Annotated in this window: 22 protein-coding genes and 1 pseudogene; 12 read left to right on the top strand and 11 right to left on the bottom strand. The window is 67.6% G+C overall.

The genetic code is table 11. The annotated features are described in order from the left end of the window. From A9X01_RS29655 to A9X01_RS03440, 3 genes and pseudogenes are all read right to left on the bottom strand, one after another. Positions 1-137: pseudogene (locus A9X01_RS29655) on the bottom strand (monooxygenase); the annotation flags it as partial. After that, the gene (locus A9X01_RS03445; RefSeq protein WP_065119298.1) at positions 134-634 is read right to left on the bottom strand and encodes an isoprenylcysteine carboxyl methyltransferase family protein; all 501 of its coding nucleotides are present in this window, start codon (positions 632-634) and stop codon (positions 134-136) included. The pseudogene A9X01_RS29655 and the gene A9X01_RS03445, both read right to left, overlap by 4 nt. Before the next feature lie 5 nt (positions 635-639). Then, positions 640-1,710, bottom strand: a complete 1,071-nt coding sequence (locus A9X01_RS03440) for a type III polyketide synthase (protein WP_065119296.1) — start codon at positions 1,708-1,710, stop codon at positions 640-642. Positions 1,711-1,842: 132 nt separating this feature from the next. Here A9X01_RS03440 and A9X01_RS03435 point away from each other — a divergent pair, with 132 nt between their 5' ends. After that, positions 1,843-3,000 carry an NAD(P)H-binding protein gene (locus A9X01_RS03435; RefSeq protein WP_065119295.1) on the top strand — a complete coding sequence of 386 codons (1,158 nt, stop codon included), beginning with the start codon at positions 1,843-1,845 and terminating at the stop codon, positions 2,998-3,000. Beyond that, positions 2,997-3,722, top strand: coding sequence for a CPBP family intramembrane glutamic endopeptidase (locus tag A9X01_RS03430; protein ID WP_065119294.1), 726 nt, complete (start codon positions 2,997-2,999; stop codon positions 3,720-3,722). Before A9X01_RS03435 ends, A9X01_RS03430 begins: the two co-directional genes overlap by 4 nt. Before the next feature lie 4 nt (positions 3,723-3,726). Here A9X01_RS03430 and A9X01_RS03425 read toward each other — a convergent pair whose 3' ends face one another. Both A9X01_RS03425 and A9X01_RS03420 read right to left on the bottom strand, forming a co-directional pair. Next, entirely contained in the window at positions 3,727-5,109 is a 1,383-nt protein-coding gene (locus A9X01_RS03425) for a DUF2867 domain-containing protein (protein ID WP_065119293.1), read from the bottom strand. Between the two features lie 33 nt (positions 5,110-5,142). Next, the gene (locus A9X01_RS03420) at positions 5,143-5,955 is read right to left on the bottom strand and encodes an enoyl-CoA hydratase (protein WP_065119292.1); all 813 of its coding nucleotides are present in this window, start codon (positions 5,953-5,955) and stop codon (positions 5,143-5,145) included. Positions 5,956-6,134: 179 nt separating this feature from the next. Between A9X01_RS03420 and A9X01_RS03415 the strand changes: the two genes are divergently transcribed. Both A9X01_RS03415 and A9X01_RS03410 read left to right on the top strand, forming a co-directional pair. Further along, positions 6,135-7,214, top strand: a complete 1,080-nt coding sequence (locus tag A9X01_RS03415) for a CaiB/BaiF CoA transferase family protein (protein ID WP_065119291.1) — start codon at positions 6,135-6,137, stop codon at positions 7,212-7,214. Positions 7,215-7,271: 57 nt separating this feature from the next. After that, the gene (locus A9X01_RS03410; protein WP_065119290.1) at positions 7,272-8,036 is read left to right on the top strand and encodes a 3-hydroxyacyl-CoA dehydrogenase; all 765 of its coding nucleotides are present in this window, start codon (positions 7,272-7,274) and stop codon (positions 8,034-8,036) included. 147 nt (positions 8,037-8,183) lie between these two features. On the opposite strand, the gene A9X01_RS31765 is transcribed toward A9X01_RS03410, so the two are convergent. After that, a complete protein-coding gene (locus tag A9X01_RS31765; RefSeq protein ID WP_142277073.1) occupies positions 8,184-8,315 on the bottom strand; it encodes a hypothetical protein in 132 nt (43 codons plus the stop codon). 262 nt (positions 8,316-8,577) lie between these two features. Here A9X01_RS31765 and A9X01_RS03405 point away from each other — a divergent pair, with 262 nt between their 5' ends. Further along, positions 8,578-10,938 (top strand): MMPL family transporter, encoded by a 2,361-nt coding sequence (locus tag A9X01_RS03405; protein ID WP_065119289.1) that lies wholly within the window; start codon positions 8,578-8,580, stop codon positions 10,936-10,938. After that, on the top strand, positions 10,931-11,557 hold the full coding sequence (locus A9X01_RS03400) for a methyltransferase domain-containing protein (RefSeq protein WP_065119288.1): 627 nt from the start codon (positions 10,931-10,933) through the stop codon (positions 11,555-11,557). Before A9X01_RS03405 ends, A9X01_RS03400 begins: the two co-directional genes overlap by 8 nt. A gap of 5 nt (positions 11,558-11,562) precedes the next feature. Here the strand turns inward: A9X01_RS03400 and A9X01_RS03395 are convergent, their stop codons facing one another. Further along, positions 11,563-12,285, bottom strand: coding sequence for an NAD-dependent deacylase (locus A9X01_RS03395; RefSeq protein WP_065119287.1), 723 nt, complete (start codon positions 12,283-12,285; stop codon positions 11,563-11,565). A 37-nt stretch (positions 12,286-12,322) separates the two neighbouring features. Here A9X01_RS03395 and A9X01_RS03390 point away from each other — a divergent pair, with 37 nt between their 5' ends. Beyond that, positions 12,323-12,688, top strand: coding sequence for an Rv1152 family transcriptional regulator (locus A9X01_RS03390; protein WP_065037202.1), 366 nt, complete (start codon positions 12,323-12,325; stop codon positions 12,686-12,688). A 9-nt stretch (positions 12,689-12,697) separates the two neighbouring features. Here the strand turns inward: A9X01_RS03390 and A9X01_RS03385 are convergent, their stop codons facing one another. Together A9X01_RS03385 and A9X01_RS03380 are read right to left on the bottom strand one after the other, a co-directional pair. Then, the gene (locus A9X01_RS03385) at positions 12,698-13,528 is read right to left on the bottom strand and encodes a class I SAM-dependent methyltransferase (protein ID WP_065119286.1); all 831 of its coding nucleotides are present in this window, start codon (positions 13,526-13,528) and stop codon (positions 12,698-12,700) included. Next, a complete protein-coding gene (locus tag A9X01_RS03380) occupies positions 13,525-14,040 on the bottom strand; it encodes a DUF1697 domain-containing protein (protein WP_065119285.1) in 516 nt (171 codons plus the stop codon). Before A9X01_RS03380 ends, A9X01_RS03385 begins: the two co-directional genes overlap by 4 nt. Positions 14,041-14,095: 55 nt before the next feature. Between A9X01_RS03380 and A9X01_RS03375 the strand changes: the two genes are divergently transcribed. From A9X01_RS03375 to A9X01_RS03360, 4 genes are all read left to right on the top strand, one after another. Then, entirely contained in the window at positions 14,096-14,539 is a 444-nt protein-coding gene (locus tag A9X01_RS03375) for a PPOX class F420-dependent oxidoreductase (RefSeq protein WP_065119284.1), read from the top strand. Positions 14,540-14,549: 10 nt separating this feature from the next. Next, positions 14,550-14,738, top strand: a complete 189-nt coding sequence (locus tag A9X01_RS03370; protein WP_065119283.1) for a DUF5302 domain-containing protein — start codon at positions 14,550-14,552, stop codon at positions 14,736-14,738. 79 nt (positions 14,739-14,817) lie between these two features. After that, entirely contained in the window at positions 14,818-15,399 is a 582-nt protein-coding gene (locus tag A9X01_RS03365; RefSeq protein ID WP_065119282.1) for an HhH-GPD-type base excision DNA repair protein, read from the top strand. Further along, positions 15,396-15,542 carry a DUF1059 domain-containing protein gene (locus A9X01_RS03360; protein WP_065037196.1) on the top strand — a complete coding sequence of 49 codons (147 nt, stop codon included), beginning with the start codon at positions 15,396-15,398 and terminating at the stop codon, positions 15,540-15,542. The genes A9X01_RS03365 and A9X01_RS03360 overlap by 4 nt, the downstream gene beginning before the upstream one ends. A gap of 85 nt (positions 15,543-15,627) precedes the next feature. Here A9X01_RS03360 and A9X01_RS03355 read toward each other — a convergent pair whose 3' ends face one another. Continuing rightward, a complete protein-coding gene (locus A9X01_RS03355; protein ID WP_155771904.1) occupies positions 15,628-16,845 on the bottom strand; it encodes an Rv1157c family protein in 1,218 nt (405 codons plus the stop codon). A 17-nt stretch (positions 16,846-16,862) separates the two neighbouring features. Continuing rightward, entirely contained in the window at positions 16,863-17,675 is an 813-nt protein-coding gene (locus tag A9X01_RS03350; protein ID WP_065119280.1) for a hypothetical protein, read from the bottom strand. A 159-nt stretch (positions 17,676-17,834) separates the two neighbouring features. Between A9X01_RS03350 and A9X01_RS03345 the strand changes: the two genes are divergently transcribed. Next, a complete protein-coding gene (locus A9X01_RS03345) occupies positions 17,835-19,109 on the top strand; it encodes a mannosyltransferase (RefSeq protein ID WP_172832437.1) in 1,275 nt (424 codons plus the stop codon). Positions 19,110-19,222 lie beyond the last annotated feature (113 nt).

Here is a 19,222-nt window from a genome sequence, read left to right as displayed (position 1 = left end):
CCACGCTCGGTGTCGATCGGGTTCTCGCGCGGCTCGGCCACCAGCACCGAAAGTCCTTGCCTGCGCGCCTGTAACCGGGGGGGCGGCCCGCCGGGCCCGCCACCGACGACTAGCAGATCAGCGTCGTAGTCGGTCATGTGTACCCCAGCACCGAGTTCTCCACCCGCAATCGGACCGACAACAGCGCCGCGTTGGCCACCGTGAAGCACACCGCCGTCAACCACGCGGTGTGCACCAACGGCAACGCGATTCCTTCGACCACCACCGCAACATAATTCGGGTGGTGCAGGTACCGGTACGGGCCGCGTACCACCAACGGCTCGTGGGGCAGCACGATCACCCGGGTGTTCCACCGCTTGCCCAGCGAGGTGATGCACCACCACCGCAGACCCTGGCACAGCACCGCGATGACCAACATCGGCCAACCCAGCCAGGGCAGGAAAGGCCGGTGCAGCGCGGCCGGCTCGACGAGGCAGCCGACCAGCAGCGCGGTATGCAGGATCACCATCACCACGTAGTGGGGACGGCCGAACTCCTTGCCGCCTTGGGCAAATGACCACTGGGCGTTGCGCCGGGACACCACCAACTCGGCCAATCGTTCCAGCACGACGGCCCAGATCAGTACGTAATACATCGTCGTCACCACAATAAGAGCACCAACTCCGAGCAGAAGGCCGGACCCATCGCGATCATCAGTCCGATCGACCCGGCCGGCGGCGGATCGGCCATGTTCGCTCCCAGCACGTCCAGCACCGAAACCGAAGACAGATTACCGTTGGCGCGCAACGATTCTCGAGTATAGTCCAGCGCGTCGTTGGGCAGCCCAAGTCCTTTCTCGACGGCTTCTATCACCCGGGGTCCGCCGGGGTGGCACACCCAGGTGGACACGTCGTCGACGGTCAGGCCGTGGTCGGCCAGGAAGTTGCGGACGTCGTCGCCCAAGTACTTCTCCGTCACCGTCGCAACGTCCACCGACAGCACGATGCGGAAGCCGTCGCTGCCGATGTTCCACCCCATCACGTCTTCGGTGTCGGGATAGAGCCGGCTGCGCGTTGCCAGGACGCGGGGGCGCACCCCGCCGCCGGTCGCCCGATGGGCGCCCTTGGTGACGACGGCGGCAGCGCCGTCGCCGAACAAGCTGGAAGCCACCAGGTTGGCCACAGAGTTATCTTCCCGCTGAATGGTCAGCGAACATAACTCGACCGCCAACAGCACGCCGACCTGGTCGGGAAACGCCCGCAGATAGTCGTGCATCCGGGCCACCCCGGCGGCGCCCGCGACACAGCCGAGGCCGAACAGCGGGACCCGTTTGATGTCCTGGCGCAAGCCCACCCGGGAGGCCAGCCGGGCCTCGAGCGTCGGTACCGCGAGGCCGGTGACCGTCGTCGAGAACACGATGTCAACCTCGGACGGTTCCACATCTGCTCGCCGGAGCGCTTCCAGTAACGCCTCTTCGGCCAGGTCGAGTGCAACGTCGACGAAGGCGTCGTTCGCCTCGGTGAAGCCGCTCAGCTGCGAATAACGCGACAGCGGCAGGGCGGTGTGCCGGGACTGCACACCGCTGCGCATCGCGAACCGTTTGAACTCCGGACCGGCGAAGTCAACCAGCGCGGCGACGGTGTCCTCCTGACTATGCAGGTGCCGCGGGAACTTGACGGCCACACCCGCTATCGCCGGGTTCAACCCTGACTTGGTGGTGCTGCTGGGCATACGAAACTGACGGTGCCGCCGTCGGCTGGGTTCAATTGCCGCCCTGACCAGCGCAGATTTGCACTGACAGCGACCGGGGTATGTGTCAGGGGACTCGAACGACCCCAACAGCGGAATGGTTAGGTTGGAAATATGCGGATTCTGGTGACAGGAGCCACCGGATATATCGGTTCGCGGCTGGTGACCGCGTTGCTGGCAGAGGGCCACCAGGTGGTGGTAGCCAGCCGGAAACTGGCTCGCCTCAAGGAGTTCGGCTGGTATCGCGAGGTCACCCCGGTCGCGCTCGATGCCGCCGACCCGTTGTCGCTGAACGCGGCCTTTACCTCCGCCGCTGAAAGCGGTGACCCGGTCGAGGTGGTCTACTACCTGGTGCACGGCATCGGGCAGGCCGATTTCCGCGACGCGGACCGCAAGGCGGCCGCGAACATGGCGGCCGCGGCCAAGGAGGCCGGCGTGCGCCGCATCGTCTATCTCGGCGGCTTCGTTCCGGAGGACGAAGCGCTGTCCGAGCACCTGACCAGTCGCGCCGAGGTGGCCGAGGCACTCAGCGTGGAGAACGGTCCCGAACTGGTGTGGCTGGGCGCGGCGATCATCATCGGCGCCGGATCGACGTCGTTCGAGATGCTGCGGTATGTGGCGGACCGGTTCCCGGTGATGCCGATGCCGAACTGGATGGAGAACCCGATCGATCCGATCTCCATCCGCGACGTCCTGCACTACCTCGTCGCCGCGGCCGATCCCGACCAGGTGCCTGCCGGCGCCTACGACATCGCCGGGCCGGAGACCACGTCCTATCGCGGGCTGTACAAGGCGTACGCACGTAACTCCGGGCGGTGGCGCGCCGCCTTGCCGGTGGTGGGAATCAACACCGCGCTGGCCTCGCGGGTCACCGCACTGGCGCTGCCCGTGCCGCCGGGTCTGGCCGGCGACCTGGTCGAGTCGCTGGATCACCCGATGAGGGCGTCCGGCAGCGGCCTGCGGGGTCTGGTGCCCGACCCGCCTGGCGGCCTGCTGGGTGTGGACGAATCCATGGCGCTGGCGCTCGCCGGCACCCAGCGGTCGGCGCGGCCGGTCAACGAGTTGGCGGATCCGCACGACCTCGCCGACACCGACCCGGGATGGGCGGGCGGCGATGCACTGCGCATCCGTAGGCTGGCCCGCATGATCACGCCGCCCTTCGCACGCCACACACTGGGTCTGGTGAACTTGGTCCCCGGCCCGGTGGCCGGGGCGGTGCGGACCTATCTCGACGTCCTGCTGTCCCTGGCCCCGAAGGTTCGCCCTGCATGAGTCAGCCAACGGCGCCGTGCCCGCAACGTAGCGTCTTCGACGAGTTGCGCCGGGCGATCGTCAATGTCGCTGTGCCGCATCATGAATCGCCCGGCGTGGTCCGGCGCCGTCGGGTTGTCGTCGCGGTCACGCTGGTGATCGGCGCCGTCGTGCTGGGCTTTTCGTTGCGACAGAAGCCAGGCGATCCCGCGTTCTATTGGCTGACGCTGTTGCTGGCCGCGGTGTGGATGGTCGGCTCGTTCTTCTCGGGCCCGCTGCATCTGGGCGGCATCTGCTGGCGGGGCCGTAATCAACGCCCGGTGATCACCGGCACCACCGTCGGTGTGTTGCTGGGTGGTGTGTTCGTGGTCGGCGGGCTGGTGGCCCGGGAGATCCCCGTCATCGCCGAGTTCATCACGCATGTACTGAGGTACGCCAACCAAGGCGCTTTCTGGCTGGTCGTGCTGATCACTCTGATCAACGGCATCGCCGAGGAGATGTTCTTCCGCGGCGCGCTCTACAGTGCGCTCGGCCGGCACTCTCCGGTGGTCATCTCGACCGTCTTCTACATTTGCGCCACGCTGGCCAGCGGCAACCCGATGCTGGGCTTCGCGGCGATAATCCTTGGCACCGTATGCGCTTTGGAGCGCCGGGCCACCGGCGGGATCCTGGCGCCGATGCTGACCCACTTCGTGTGGGGGCTGATCATGGTGCTGGTGTTGCCGCCGATGTTTGGTGTCTAGCGCGTCAGGCCGGACCGGCGACATTGCCGGCTAACGCGCGCAGCGCGGCGCCGTGCACGGGCAGCAACAGAAACCAGTAGAACCGCCCGGCGATGCCGCGGGGGATCACCACGGCCCGCTGCGTGTACTTGCTGCCACCGCTGTCGCTCGGTTCGACGCTGATTTCCAGCCATGCCTGCGCGGGCGCGCGCACCTCCGCCTGCAACCGCAACATGGTGCCCGGCTCGCTTTCCGCGATCCGCCAGCGTTGGGCCGCACGGCCGCGCTGCGGCCCAACCGGAAACGAGCGCCAACGCCGTTGGCTCACAGCACTTTCCGCCGCCTTCCAGACGTCACCCGGCGCGGCGGAGGTGACGCGGGTCTGCTCGTCGGTGTAGACGATCTCGCCGGCCCAGGCCGGGTCGCTGGGCAGTGGCTCGCCGGGTTCGGACTGCAACGAGGCCCAGGTCGGTTCCGGTAGACCGCGGCCGGCGCGGTCCAGCGCCGTCGCGACCGCCTGCCGGTAGCTGGTCAGCCCGTTCGGTGGTCGCTTGATGACCGAGTCAATGTCGTTGTTGCGCATCACCGCATCGCATTCCAGCGACTCGACCAGCGGACGCGCCAGGCCGGACGGAATCGGGGTCACCGTGCCAACCCACAGGCTGGCGATGGTCGGAGTCAGGAACGGCAACACGATCATGCGGCGCCTACTGAGCCCGGCCTCTTCGGCGTACACCTGCATCATGTCGCCGTACTCCAGCACGTCCGGTCCGCCGATATCCCAGGTCCGCGAACCGGGTACCTCGGCGGTGGCGGCCGCGACCAGGTAGTACAGCACGTCGCGGACCGCGATCGGCTGGATCTTGTTGTGCACCCATTTCGGCGTGGTCATCACCGGCAACCGGTCGGTGAGGTGCCGGATCATCTCGAAGGACGCGGACCCCGAGCCGACGACCACGCCCGCCTGCAGCACGACCGTCTCGATGCCGGACTCGATCAGGCGGTCGCCGACCGCCTTGCGCGATTCGAGGTGCGGCGAGAGCTGGCTGTTGTCCGGATGCAAGCCACCCAGATACACGATCCGGCGCACGCCGGTGCGTTTGGCGGCCGTCACCACATTTCGGACGGCGCGCTCTTCCTCGGCGGCGAAGTCTTTCGAGCCGCCCATCGAGTGGACCAGGTAGTAGACGACGTCGATCCCGTCAAAAGCCTTCACCAGCGAGTCGGCGTCGCTCAAGTCGCCCTGTGCGACCTCGGCTCGGGAACGCCACGGTACGTCGTCCAGCTTCTCCGGTTTTCGTGCCAGCGCGCGCACCGAGTGCCCCTCGTCCAGCAGGCGCGGCGCCAACCGCGCGCCGACGTAACCGGTTGCACCGGTCACCAGACAACGAACTCGCTCAGACGTCACACCCGGGGATTGCCCGGTTTCAGGCGATCTAACTCAGGAGTCGGTGAAGCTGGGAGCGCGGCGTTCCTGGAAAGCCTTGGTGCCCTCCTTGAAATCGGGTGCCTGCAACAGCCCGGATTGGCCGTCGAACTCGCGTTCCAGGGTGGCGTCCAGTTCGGTCAGGGTGGCCGCGTTGATAGCGCCCTTGGTCTTGGCGAAGGCCACCGCGGGACCCGACAGCAACCGGGCGATCACCTTGTCCACCTCGGCGTCGAACTCCTCGGCCGGATAGACCTCGCTGACCAAGCCCCACGACAACGCCTCGGCGGCGGTCAACCGCTCGGGCAGCAGGGCCATTTTCAGGGCGCGGATCCGGCCGACCGCGGCCGCGATCAGGGCCGAGGCGCCGCCGTCGGGCATCAGCCCGATCTTGGTGAACGCCAGCATGAAAAATGCTTTCTCCGAAGCCAATACGACATCGCAGGCCAGCGCGATCGACACGCCGACGCCGGCCGCCGGTCCCTGCACGACGGCCACTACCGGGCGCGGCAAGGCAGTGATGGCGCGGATCAGGCGATTGATCTCCAGGATGATCTCGTCGGGCGGCACACCGCCGCCACCGGACATGTCGTCGGCGCTGATGCCGGCACCCGAACTGAACCCGCGGCCGGCGCCACTCAGGCGGACCACCCGCACGGCCGGGTCGGTGGCCGCACGTTCCATCGCATCGGCCAGGCCGGTGATCACCGGGATGATCAGCGAATTGAGGCTGTCGGGCCGGTTGATGGTCAGTGCGAGCACGCCGTCGGTCAGGTCGACGTCGAGACCCTCGACGGGCGCGAGAGTGGCGATTCCAGATTCGGACATGCGCTTTAGATTAGGCGGATGGCGGCGACCCGCTGCGCCCGGCTTCGCCGCGCTTGCGATCGCCACGAAGCCCCCGGCCTGCAACCGCGTCGGGCGCGGCTGCCAAGATGCAATCAACCGGTTGTTCGGCCCGGAGCGCGGGTCGAGGACGTCAGAGCGGACGAAAGGTCGGTATTCCCATGGCGGGACCGCTGAGTGGATTGCGAGTAGTCGAACTGTCGGGGATCGGGCCGGGCCCGCACGCCGCGATGATCCTGGGCGACCTCGGCGCCGACGTGGTGCGGGTCGATCGCCCGTCGGGCGCGCCGGGCGGCGTCGTCAAAGACGCGATGAGCCGTAACCGCCGCGTCGTGACCGCCGACCTCAAGTCCGACGAGGGCCGCCAAGCGGTGCTCAAGCTCGTCGCGAAGGCCGACGTGCTGATCGAGGGCTACCGGCCCGGCGTCACCGAGCGCCTTGGCCTGGGGCCCGACGACTGCGCCAAGGTCAACGACCGGCTGATCTATGCCCGGATGACCGGCTGGGGCCAGACCGGCCCGCGCAGCCAGCAGGCCGGCCACGACATCAACTACATCTCGCTGAACGGCATCCTGCACTCGATCGGCCGGGTCAACGAGCGCCCGGTGCCGCCGCTGAACCTGGTCGGCGACTTCGGCGGCGGCTCGATGTTCCTGCTGCTCGGCATCCTGTCGGCGCTCTGGGAGCGGCAGACCTCGGGCAAGGGCCAGGTGGTGGACGCCGCAATGGTCGACGGGTCCAGCGTGCTGGTGCAGATGATGTGGCAGATGCGGGCCTCGGGCATGTGGACCGACGTGCGCGGCACCAACATGCTCGACGGCGGCGCCCCTTACTACGACACCTACGAGTGCGCCGACGGCCGCTACGTCGCGGTCGGCGCGATCGAACCGCAGTTCTACGCCGCGATGATCCAAGGGCTGGGACTGGACGCCGCGACGCTCCCGCCGCAAAACGACGTCACCCGGTGGCCCGAGTTGCGAGCGGTGCTCACCGAGGCGTTCGGCAGCCGCGACCGCGACCACTGGGCCAAGGTCTTCGCGGACTCCGACGCCTGTGTGACGCCGGTACTGGCTTTCGGGGAGGCGAACACCGAGCCGCACATCGCCGAGCGCAACACACTGTACGAAGTGGACGGCAACCTGCAGCCCATGCCGGCCCCGCGGTTCTCGCGCACCCCCGCGGAGACCCCACGCCCGGCGCAGGTGGGTGACATCGAAGCCCTTCTCAACGACTGGGTATAGTCCCAACCAACCAGTAGGTAGGGCCACGCGGCCACACAAGTTGGAGGAAGGACTCGCATGGAGATCAGGGACGCCGTAGCCGTCGTCACGGGAGGCGCATCGGGCTTGGGTCTGGCGACGACGAAGCGGTTGCTCGACGCCGGGGCGCAGGTGGTGGTGCTCGATCTCAAAGGTGAGGAAGCAGTCCAGGAGCTGGGCGAGCGGGCACACTTCGTGCAGACCAACGTCACCGACGAGGCCGGCGTCACCAAGGCGCTCGACACCGCTGAGTCCCTGGGCCCGGTACGCATCAACGTCAACTGCGCCGGCATCGGCAACGCCATCAAGACGCTTTCCAAAGACGGCCCGTTTCCGCTGGACGGCTTCAAGAAGGTGGTCGAGGTCAACCTGATCGGCACCTTCAACGTGCTGCGGCTGGCCGCCGAGCGGATCGCCAAGACCGAGCCGATCGGTCCCGAGACGAGCCCGGAGCGTGGCGTCATCATCAACACCGCGTCGGTCGCGGCATTCGACGGCCAGATCGGCCAGGCTGCTTACTCGGCGTCAAAGGGTGGCGTGGTCGGCATGACGCTGCCCATCGCGCGGGACCTTTCCCGCGAGCTCATCCGGGTGGTCACCATCGCGCCCGGTCTGTTCAAGACGCCGCTGCTCGGTTCGCTGCCCGAGGAGGCGCAGAAGTCGCTGGGTAAGCAAGTTCCGCACCCGGCCCGGTTGGGCGACCCGGACGAGTACGGCGCGCTGGCTCAGCACATCGTGGAGAACCCGATGCTCAACGGCGAGGTCATCCGGCTGGACGGTGCGATCCGGATGGCGCCGCGGTAGGCGGCTCGCTAGTCGGTTAAGGCGACGAAAAAGCCCCCCGCGATTGCGGGGGGCTTCAACGACGACACGGGTTCGCTACCGACGGAACCAACGTGTGGCGGTCGGTTCTGCCATCAAAAGTCGTGCAATTACGCCCATGGTGTTACCTCAGCTCGCTGTCGGCAGGGGTTGCCAGTCTTCGAATTGCTCCGAGGTCTCACCTTCCACCAGCATGTCGCCGTGGTAGAGAGCCTCGAAGTCAGCCTTGATGACATCGGCACTGGTGTCGTCGATCCACATGACACTGAGCGTAAAAGCCCGCTTTAAGGATTCGGTGAGTCACGATTCGGAAAATGGTGGCAATTCTTACCGACCGGTAGGTTGCCCGGCGACGGCCGAGAATACCCATTTGGCCTCCGGATGAACCGTTCCGGGGCTATACCCGTAAATAGGGCGCGGGTGTTGTTTGACATCTGTACGTTAGCGTGGGTAAACATCGCGTTTTATCGAGGCTGCGGGGGCTCCTTCGGGATGGTTGGCGCCTGCGGCGGAGGGACACGAAATGCTGCAGTGGATCGCTCGACTGGCTCTGGCGGCACCGCGGCGGATCATCGCCATTGCCCTCCTGGTTTTCGTCGCCGCGGCGGTCTTCGGCATTCCGGTTGCCAACAGCTTGTCCCCGGGCGGATTCCAGGATCCCAACTCCGAATCCGCCCGTGCGATCGCCACCCTGAGCGACAAGTTCGGGCAAAGCGGCCAGCAGATGATGATCCTGGTCACCGCGCCCGACGGGGCGCGCAGCGACAAGGCCCGCGCGGTGGGTACCGAACTGGTTGGACAGCTGAGCAGATCGCCGCTGGTCTACAACGTCTCGTCGGCCTGGACCGCGCCGCCGGAAGCCGCGGCCGACCTGATCAGCAAGGACGGTAAGTCCGGGCTGATCGTCGTCAACCTCAAGGGCGGCGAGAACGACGCGCAGAAGAACGCTCAGACCCTGAGCGACGACATCGTCCACGACCGGGACGGGGTCACCGTCCGGGCCGGCGGCTCGGCCATGGAATACGCCCAGATCAACAAGCAGAACCAGGCCGACCTGCTGGTCATGGAGATGATCGCCATCCCATTCAGCTTCCTGGTACTGGTCTGGGTGTTCGGTGGCTTGCTGGCGGCGGCGTTGCCGATGGCGCTGGGCGCCCTCGCGGTTGTCGGGTCGATGTCGGTGCTGCGACTGGTCACCTTCACCACTGAGGTGTCGATCTTCGCGCTCAACTTGAGCACCGCGCTGGGCCTGGCGCTGGCCATCGACTACACGCTGCTGATCATCAGCCGCTATCGCGACGAACTGGCCGAAGGTTGCGACCGCGACGAGGCGCTGATCCGGACGATGGCCACCTCGGGTCGCACGGTGCTGTTCTCGGCGGTCACGGTCGCGCTGTCGATGGCCGCGACGGTGGCGTTCCCGATGTACTTCCTCAAGTCGTTCGCCTACGCGGGCGTCGCGACCGTCGCGTTTGTCGCAACCGCCTCCATCGTGGTGACACCGGCGGCGATCGTGCTGATGGGCTCCCGGCTGGACTCCTTCGACGTGCGTCGCCTGGTGCGCCGGATATTGCGCCGGCCCGAACCGGTGCACAAGCCCGTCGAGCAGTTGTTCTGGTACCGATCGAGCAAGTTCGTCATGCGCTTCTGGCTCCCGATCGGCACGGCGGTCGTCGCGCTGCTCCTACTGCTCGGACTGCCTTTCATCTCGGTCAAATGGGGCTTCCCCGACGACCGGGTGCTGCCGACGTCGGCGTCGTCGCATCAGGTGGGAGACCAGCTGCGGAACAACTTCAGCCGCGACTCCGAACGGGCGGTGCCGATCGTCATGCTCGACGCCCGCGGCCTCGATCCGACGGACCTGGACAAGTACGCGGCCGACCTGTCACTGGTTCCCGACGTGCCCGCCGTCTCCGCACCTGGCGGGACCTTCATCAACGGCAAGCCGGCTGGGCCGCCCGTCGGGCCCACCGGAATCAAGGACGGCAGCGCCCTGCTGACAGTGAGCAGCACGGCGCCGTTGTTCTCGCAAGCCTCCGACGAGCAGCTCAGGCGGTTGCACCAGGTGGCGCCGCCGGCCGGCCGCTCGGTGGAGCTGGCGGGTGTCGCGCAGGTCAACCGGGACAGCGTCGACGCGGTGACCGACCGGTTGCCGCTGGTGCTGGGCCTGATGGCGGTGGTGACTTTCGTTCTGCTGTTCCTGCTGACCGGCAGCGTGGTGCTGCCGCTGAAGGCGCTGATACTCAACGTGCTCTCGTTGACGGCCGCCTTCGGTGCGCTGGTGTGGATATTCCAGGACGGCCACCTCGGGGCCATGGGCACCACTCCGAGCGGCACGCTGGTGGCGAACATGCCCGTGCTGTTGTTCTGCATCGCGTTCGGGTTGTCGATGGACTACGAGGTCTTCCTGGTCTCCCGCATCCGCGAGTACTGGCTGGCGTCGGGCGCGGCGCGCCCCGCCAAGCCGACCGCCAAGCAGGCGCACGCCGCCAACGACGAGAGCGTGGCGCTCGGCGTGGCCCGCACTGGCCGGGTGATCACCGCCGCCGCGTTGGTCATGTCGATGTCGTTCGCCGCGTTGATCGCCGCGCACGTGTCGTTCATGCGAATGTTCGGGCTGGGGCTGACCCTCGCGGTGATCGCCGATGCCACCCTGGTGCGCATGGTCCTGGTTCCGGCCTTCATGCACATCATGGGTCGCTGGAACTGGTGGGCGCCCAAGCCGTTGGTGTGGCTGCACGAGCGGTTCGGGATCAGCGAGGGCGGCGCTGTCGAAGGCTCCGCGACCGCGGGTCCGGCCGCCGAAAGTGAATCCGGCGCGGCCAAGGTTTCGAGTGGGCGCAACGGGCAGGAGATCCACGCTTCGGTGACCCGCAATGGCTGAGGTGCAGAATCCGTTCTTCGCCCGGGTGTGGCCCATTTTCGCCGCCCACGAGGCCGAATCGGTTCGCGCCCTGCGCCGGGAGAATCTGGCCGGGCTGTCCGGTCGGGTGCTCGAAGTCGGTGCGGGCAGCGGGACGAACTTCGCTTACTACCCCGACACCGTCACGCGGGTGGTCGCCGTCGAGCCCGAACCGCGGCTGGTGGCAAAAGCCAGGGCCGCGGCGGCAGACGCTCCCATCCCGGTCGAGGTGACCAGCGTCGCCGCCGAGGAGTTCAGCGCCGGGGAAGCGTTCGACGCGGTGGTGTGTTCGCTGGTCCTGTGCTCGGTGCACGACCAGGTCGCGGTGCTGCGACGGCTGCGCTCCCTGTTGCGGCCGGGCGGCGAGTTGCGCTTCCTCGAGCACATCGCCAGTGCGGGCGCCCGCGGCCGACTGCAGCGATTGGCCGACGCCACGGTCTGGCCGCGGATGTTGGGTAACTGTCACACGCACCGCGATACCGAACGGTCGATCGTCGACGCCGGCTTCGAGATCACCGAGTCACGGCACGAATGGACATTGCCGGCGTGGGCGCCGCTACCGGTGTCGGAGCTGGCGTTGGGCCGCGCGCGGCGGCCCTGAGCCCGCTACTTCAACAGCGCCGGCAACCGTTCCAGCAGGCCGGGCAACGCCGTGCTCGCCGACTCCCGGATGCTGAGGTTGACGCTGCTGGTCAACGGGGTGGGTTCCGGATTGACCTCGATCACCGGTATGCCGCGGGCCACCGCCAGTTCGGGTAGTCCGGCGGCCGGGTAGACCACGGCCGAGGTGCCGACCACCACCACCAGGTCGGCGGTTTCGGTGGCCTCCAGCGCGCTCTGCCAGGGACCCTGGGGCAGCATCTCGCCGAACCAGACGATGTCCGGCCGGATCAGCCCACCGCAGCGGCACACCGGCGGCTCTACCTCGATGGCGGCTTCGGTCATCACCGGCAACGGCTCGCTGTAGCGCATATTGCAACGCGCACAACGGAATTCGAACAGGCTGCCGTGCAGGTGATGGACTGTTTTGCTGCCGGCGCGCTCATGCAGATCGTCGACGTTCTGGGTGACGACGGTGACCGCGGAGACTTCCGGGTGGTCCTGCCACTGCGCGATCGCCCGGTGACCCTCGTTGGGCTGGACGTCGGCCACCAAGTAGTGGCGCCACAGGTACCAACCCCACACGCGTTCGGGATTGCTCTCCCAACCCTGAACACTGGACAGTTCGTAGGGATCGAAGCGGGCCCATAGGCCGTTCTTGTCGTCACGGAAGGTCGGCACTCCGCTTTCCGCGGAGATCCCCGCGCCGCTAAGCACCACCACTCGCATCCCACAAAGATAGCTGTGCGTGGGCAATACTGGTTGTGTGGAGTTGCGCGATTTGTTGAAGGTCGACGTCAAGGCAGGCAAGCCGCTGTTCGACCAGCTCAGAACCCAGGTGATCGACGGTGTCCGCGCGGGTTCGCTACCGCCCGGCACCCGGTTGCCGACGGTGCGCGACCTGGCCGGCCAACTCGGCGTCGCCGCCAACACCGTGGCCCGCGCCTACCGCGAACTCGAATCCGCAGCCATCGTCGAAACCCGCGGCCGCTTCGGCACTTTCATCTCCCGCTTCGACCCCACCGATGCCGCGATGGCAGCCGCCGCCAAGGAATACGTCGAAGTCGCACGGGCACTGGGGCTGACCAAGTCCGATGCGATGCGCTACCTGACCAACGTGCCGGACGACTAGAACTCCAACCTAGAACTCCAACACGGTCAGATTCGGCCGCACCGGATCCAGCAGCGGAACGCTGTAGATGGCCGACATTGCGGTGTTGAGCAGCAGGCCACGGCCCGGCGGCAGATGCACGTCGCGGACGGCGGTGACGCCCGGCACGATGTGCAACAGATTTGCGGCCTCTGCGACGGACAGGCTGAACGGCATCGTCGGCACCGTGTAGCGCAACGAGGTGCGCAAGCCCAGCCGGGTCCACATGGTGAACCAGCGCGGCGGCAGGTCGAACATCATCTGACCACCGGGAAAGTGTTTGGCGCACTCGGTGATCAACTCCATGGACTGCTCGGGCTGCAAGTACATCAGCAACCCCTCGGCGGTGATGAACACCCCGTCGGACGGGTCGACGGCGTCCATCCAGCTGTAGTCCAGCGCAGATTGCGCGCGCACCGATATCCGCGGCGACGCCGGGAGCAGCTGCGACCGGATGTCGATAATCGGCGGTAAGTCCACTGTGAGCCAACGGAATTCGCTATCGGCAAGCGCCGCATCCAACCGCCAGAAGCTGGTTTGCAACCCTTCGGCCAGCGCCACCACCGTCGCCTTGGGATGACCCCTCAGGTAAGACTGCGCGGCGCAGTCGAACGCGCGAGCCCGCAGCGCGATGTCCTGGCCGGTGCGGCCGAACTTGGCGAAGTCGAAGTCGATCGCATCGACCAGGGCGACGGCCATCGGATCCTCGATGATCGCGTCGGGGCGGCGCGCCTCGGTGGCCCTGGCGTTCAGCGTGAGCAGTGCCGTCTCGGAGACACCGGTCAGATCGACCTTGTGTGGTTCGCGTCCGGGCTCGCTCATTTCAGCACCTTAGCCAGCGTGCGCAGGTTGCGAGTCGTGGTCGACGACTTGTAGCGCTTCTTGCCCATGGTCTGTCCGATGGTGCTGTCCAGGGTGCCGCCCTTGGGCACCTGCCAGTAGATGACGCCCTCGCCGCGCTGGATCCGTTCCCGGGGGCCGGCGGTGAGTCCGGCCAGTTCGTCGAGCACGTCGGCCTCGGTGACGAAGGTGACGTAGGACTGGTATCCCTCGACCTCACGCTCGAACGGGTAGGCCCGGTCGATGCCACGCACCGTCTCGATGTCGTAGGCGAGCACCCACGCGTCGTACCCGAACCGCTCCCGCAGCGCGCCTTCGGCCGCCTTGCGCACCGCGGCGACACCCGAGTCCGACTCCAGCACCACATTGCCGCTGGCCAGGATGGTGCGCACATTTTTGAATCCCGCCTTGGCCAGCGCGTCGGCCACCTCGGCCATCTTCAGGTTGGCGCCGCCGACGTTGACGCCACGCAAGAATGCCGCGTACTTGGTCATGAATCGATTCCAGCAGCCCGTCGGAGAATGATGCAACGCGACGTAGGCTTTCGGAATGGGACGCCAAGTCTTCGACGACAAGTTGTTGGCCGTGATCAGTTGCAACTCGATTGGGGTGCTGGCCACCATCAAGCGGGACGGACGCCCCCAGTTGTCCAACGTGCAGTATCACTTCGATGCGCGGAATCTGGTGTTGCAGGTGTCGGTGACCGAACCACGGGCCAAGACGCGCAACCTGCGCCGCGATCCGCGGGCATCGCTTCTGGTGGACGCCGACGACGGCTGGTCGTATGCCGTCGCAGAAGGGATTGCCGAACTGACCCCGCCGGCCGCCGCACCGGACGACGACACGGTCGAGGCGCTGATTGCCTTGTATCGCAACATCGCTGGCGAACATCCGGACTGGGACGAGTATCGCGAGGCCATGGTCACCGACCGGCGCGTCTTGCTGACGCTGCCGATCTCGCATGTCTACGGCATGCCGCCCGGTAGGCGATAGGCTGCTGGGCATGGCTGAATCGAATGCCCCGGAAAGCGAGTCCGCCGAGGACGAGAACAAGCGCAAGTTCCGGGAGGCTCTGGAGCGCAAGACGGCCAAGTCGTCGGGCGGCTCCGACCACAAGGATTCCGGCGGCAAGCAGTCGCGGGCGCACGGTGCCGTGGGAAACCGTCGGGAGTTTCGCCGCAAGAGCGGCTAAAAGGGTTGCAGGATAGCTGACTTCGCCGCAGATTCGATGCTGCGGCGATGGTCCGAACAGGCGGTTCTACACTGAGTGCGTGCCGAAACTGCAGCTCGTCCAAGAACCGGCCGCCGACGCTCTGCTGGACGCCAATCCTTTCGCGTTGCTCGTCGGTATGTTGCTCGATCAGCAGGTCCCGATGGAGACGGCGTTCGCCGGGCCGAAGAAAATCGCGGACCGGATGGGCGGCATCGATGCCGCCGACATCGCCGAGTACGACCCGGACAAGTTCGCCGCGCTGTGCTCGGAAAAGCCTGCCATCCATCGCTTTCCGGGGTCGATGGCCAAGCGCATCCAGACGCTTGCGCAGATCATTGTGGACCGGTACGAGGGGGACGCGGCGGCGTTGTGGACCGCAGGCGATCCCGACGGCAAAGAGGTGTTGCGTCGGCTCAAAGCCCTGCCCGGCTTCGGCGAGCAGAAGGCGCAGATCTTTCTGGCGCTACTGGGCAAGCAATACGGCGTGACCCCGAAGGGCTGGCGGGCCGCGGCGGGTGAGTTCGGCAAATCGGGCACCCACATCTCGGTCGCCGACATCGTCGATGCCGAGTCGCTGGGGCGGGTGCGGTCGTACAAGAAGCAGATGAAAGCCGAAGCCAAAGGAAAGGCGACCACGTGAAGACACACATAACCTGTCCGTGCGGTGAGGCCATTACCGGCAAGGACGAGGACGAGCTGGTCGAACTGACGCAGGCTCACCTCGCCAGCGTGCACCCTGGTCTCGAGTACGACCGGGACGCCATTCTCTTCATGGCCTACTAGCAGTCCGTCCGCGAGCGCGCGTGTCGGTACACGGACACGCCGTCTGCGGCGTACTTTCGCGCGCGCTCGCGAGCAGCTGCACCCGTCAGGGCACCACCGTCGAGCCGATGGTGGGCATGAACTGGCACTGACGCTCTTTCGTGGTGACCTGGCCGAAGATCGTCGACATGATGCTGCCCGAACCGGTGTCGACGATCGCGGTCAGCGTCGTCGGTCCGTCTCCATTGATGTCCGTGCGCGGCTTGAGAGTGGCCGTCCCGGACTTGCCGGTGGTCAGGTTCACCCAGGTGACGTTCAGCGGCAGCCGCTGCACCTCCGCGGGCCCGGGGGTGCCGACGGCGGTGAACACGTAGGCGGTCTGGCCGGCGCCGGGACCGGGCGTCGGGATGCTTGCCGGCCCTGCCACTGACAGCGCGGTCGCCAGTGCGCTGGTGCCATCGCCGAGGCAGTTGGTGCCGATCGAGGGGTACATGAAGTCCTGCGTGGGCGGGGCGTCCGGACCGAATGCCGGTGCCGCGGCCGCCGCCGCCGGAGCGGGAGCCGGGGCAGGAGCCGGCGCCGCGGCCGGGGCGGGCGCGGGAGCCGGAGCGGCAACCGCCGCCGGAGCGGCGACGGGCGCCGGAGCAGCGACGGGCGCCGGAGCAGCGGCCGGCGCCGGTGCGGGAGCAGGCGCGGGTGCCGCCGACGGGGCAGGCGCGGGCGCCGCCGCGGGAGCAGGCGCGGGCGCCGCCGCCGGAGCAGGAGCCGCCGGAGCGGGCGCCGGTGCGGCGGGCGCGGGGCCCGCCGCGTGGTTGGGGTCAACCCCCGTCGGTAGGTGCGGCAGGGTGCCCGGCTCCACTCCCGGCGGAGGCACGTGTGGCACCGGCGCCGCTTCCGGAACTGGCGCCGCCTCCGGCGCCGGCGGCGTCACACCCGCAGCAATCGCCGGTCCGCCGTGATGGGGCGTACCGGCGACCGGAATCGCCGGGTCCGCGACGAACTGGTTGACCGAGGTGGCGACGTTCTTGGCCTCTGCGGGTGCCGTCGGGCTGTGGGCGAATGCCTGGGCCGCGGCCATCAGGAGCTGGGTCGCCTGCGCCGGGTTACCCGCGGCCTGCTGGATGATCGGGCTCAACTCGGCCAACGCGGGCAGCCCAGGGAGCTGTTGGGTGGGGTTGGGCGGCGGCGTCGCGGGGTCGGCTGCCGCGCTCGGACAAAGCGCGAACGCGGCAGCCGATGTGACGACGACTGCGGCCAAACCTTTGGACAGACTCCAAGTGCTTGCCACGGTGTGTTCTCTCTCCCGTTGTTGGTGGTAGGTCAGCCGTCAGATGAGATGGCTCAGGGCAGCGCCGCGAGCAGCGTCTGCGGCGGTCCCGCGGGTGCGGGTGCAGTGGCACCCGGGGCCGGAGACGCCGGTGCCAATCCAGGAATGCTGGACGTCAGGCCCGGGAGTGCCGCCTGCGCCAAGCCCGGCAGGGCCGAGGCCAACCCCGGCAGTGCGGAAGCCGGAGCCGCAGGCGCCGCTGCCGCCGGTGCGGCAAGACCCGGTATCGCCGACGCCAGGCCCGGAATCGCAGGCGCGGGCGCGGCCGCCGGAGTGACCGGAGCGGTGATGCCCGGGATCGGGGTGTTCACCCCGGGAATGGACGGCACCGCAGCCGGCGCGGGCGCGGCCGGTGCCGGTGCCGCGAGCGCCGGAATGGGCGTGTTCACACCGGGAATGGACGGCACCCCAGCAGGTGCGGGCGCAGGTGCGGCCGCCGCCGGCGCGGTGATGCCCGGAATCGGGGTGTTCACGCCGGGAATCTGCGGAACCGTGGCAGGAGCGGTCGAGGGCCCTGGTGCGCTGGCGCCGGGCAGCACCGAGGGCAGGTTCAGTCCACCGGGGGCAGCGGGAGCCGGGTCCGGCGCGCGCAGCACTCCCTGGGGTGCCGGCGAGGTGCCTTGCACCGGCGGGGTTGCGCCGAGGGCGGTCGCCAGGTTCTGCAGAATCTGCGGTGCGTTGGCGGCCGAGGCGATCAGCTGCTGCGGAATGTTGGGTTGCGCCGGGGCGGGCGCTGGGTCGGCGTGGGCGATGCCGCCCGTCAGCAATGCGGCGGACGAACCGACCAATACTGCGCCGGCACGTACGTAAGTCCAGATGGTTGGCATGACTCTCCCTGGTTGTCTTCAACGGGCTATTCCAGGCCCCCACAGGACCTGAAGCCGAAGCTATCGTGGTACAGAAGTGACTCAAGTGACACGTGTGGCATTTATTTGATCGTTACCGATACGAGTGGCGGCGGTGATCGACCACCTGCGATTTGTGTCCTGGCCGTTATCAACGGCCCGACACCCGGCGCGGTCGCTAAAGTCGGTCAAATCGACACCACTTCGGCCGCTGTGGCGGCACCCGCCCGGAAGGCCGGCCTGGCGGCGCCGCTGATGATCCTCAGCGTCGTTGCGCGGTTCGCCTGGACCTATCTGGCGCCCAACGGCGCCAACTTCGTGGACCTGCACGTCTATGTGGGCGGCGCGGCGGCGCTCAACCATCCCGGCACCCTGTACAGCTACGTCTACGCCGACCAGACGCCGGACTTCCCGCTGCCCTTCACCTATCCGCCGTTCGCCGCGGTGATCTTCTACCCACTGCACGTGGTGCCGTTCGGATTGCTGGCCTTCCTGTGGCAGGCGGCCATCGTTGCGGCGCTGTACGGCGTGGTGCGGGTCAGTCAGCGACTGATGGGCACCGCCGCAGACCGGCGCGCCGCCATGCTGTGGACCGCGGTGACGATCTGGATCGAACCGTTGCGCAGCAACTTCGACTACGGCCAGATCAACGTGTTCCTGGTGTTGGCGGTGCTGTGGGCCGTCTACACCACCCGGTGGTGGTTGTCGGGGTTGCTGGTCGGGCTTGCGGCCGGTGTCAAGCTGACGCCGGCGATCGCCGGGGTCTATTTGCTCGGGGCGCGCCGGTGGTCGGCGGCGCTGTTCTCGCTGTCCACCTTTCTGCTGACGATCGGGGTATCGCTGTTCGTCGTCGGCGACCAGGCTCGGTACTACTTCACCGACCTGCTGGGCGATGCGCGCCGGGTGGGGCCGATCGCCACCTCGTTCAATCAGTCCTGGCGCGGCGCGATTTCGCGCATCCTCGGATACGACGCGGGCTACGGGCCGCTGGTTCTGACGGCGATCGGTGTCACACTGGTGCTTGCCGTACTGGCCTGGCGCGCGCTGGACGCCTCCGATTCGCTCGGCCGGCTGCTGGTGGTCGAGGTGTTCGGGCTGCTGCTCTCGCCGATCTCCTGGACGCACCATTGGGTGTGGCTGGTGCCGCTGATGATGTGGTTGCTGCACGGGCCGCTGCGGGAACGCCTCGGCGCCAAGATTCTGGGGTGGGGCTGGCTGGTGCTGACTCTGATCGGCGTGCCGTGGTTGCTGAGCTTCGCGCAGCCGACTATCTGGGTGATCAGCCGGCCCTGGTATCTGGCCTGGGCCGGGCTGGTTTACGCGCTGGCGGCGCTGGCGACGCTGGGCTGGATTGCGTTGTCGCGCAATGGCGTATCGTTGCGCCGAGCGTCACGCCAGAGTGACGGTCAACGGTGAGTGCCACGCTGGCGTGACGCGCGGCGACGGTCGGCGAGCGTCAGACCGGGTATTCGCGCCGAAACAGCCGCCCGTGGCTGCGGAACCAGATGATGTTGCCCACCGGATCGCGG

Source organism: Mycobacterium asiaticum (assembly GCF_001668675.1).
GTDB classification, from domain to species: domain Bacteria; phylum Actinomycetota; class Actinomycetes; order Mycobacteriales; family Mycobacteriaceae; genus Mycobacterium; species Mycobacterium asiaticum_D.
This window is presented reverse-complemented; position numbering and strand designations above follow the sequence as displayed.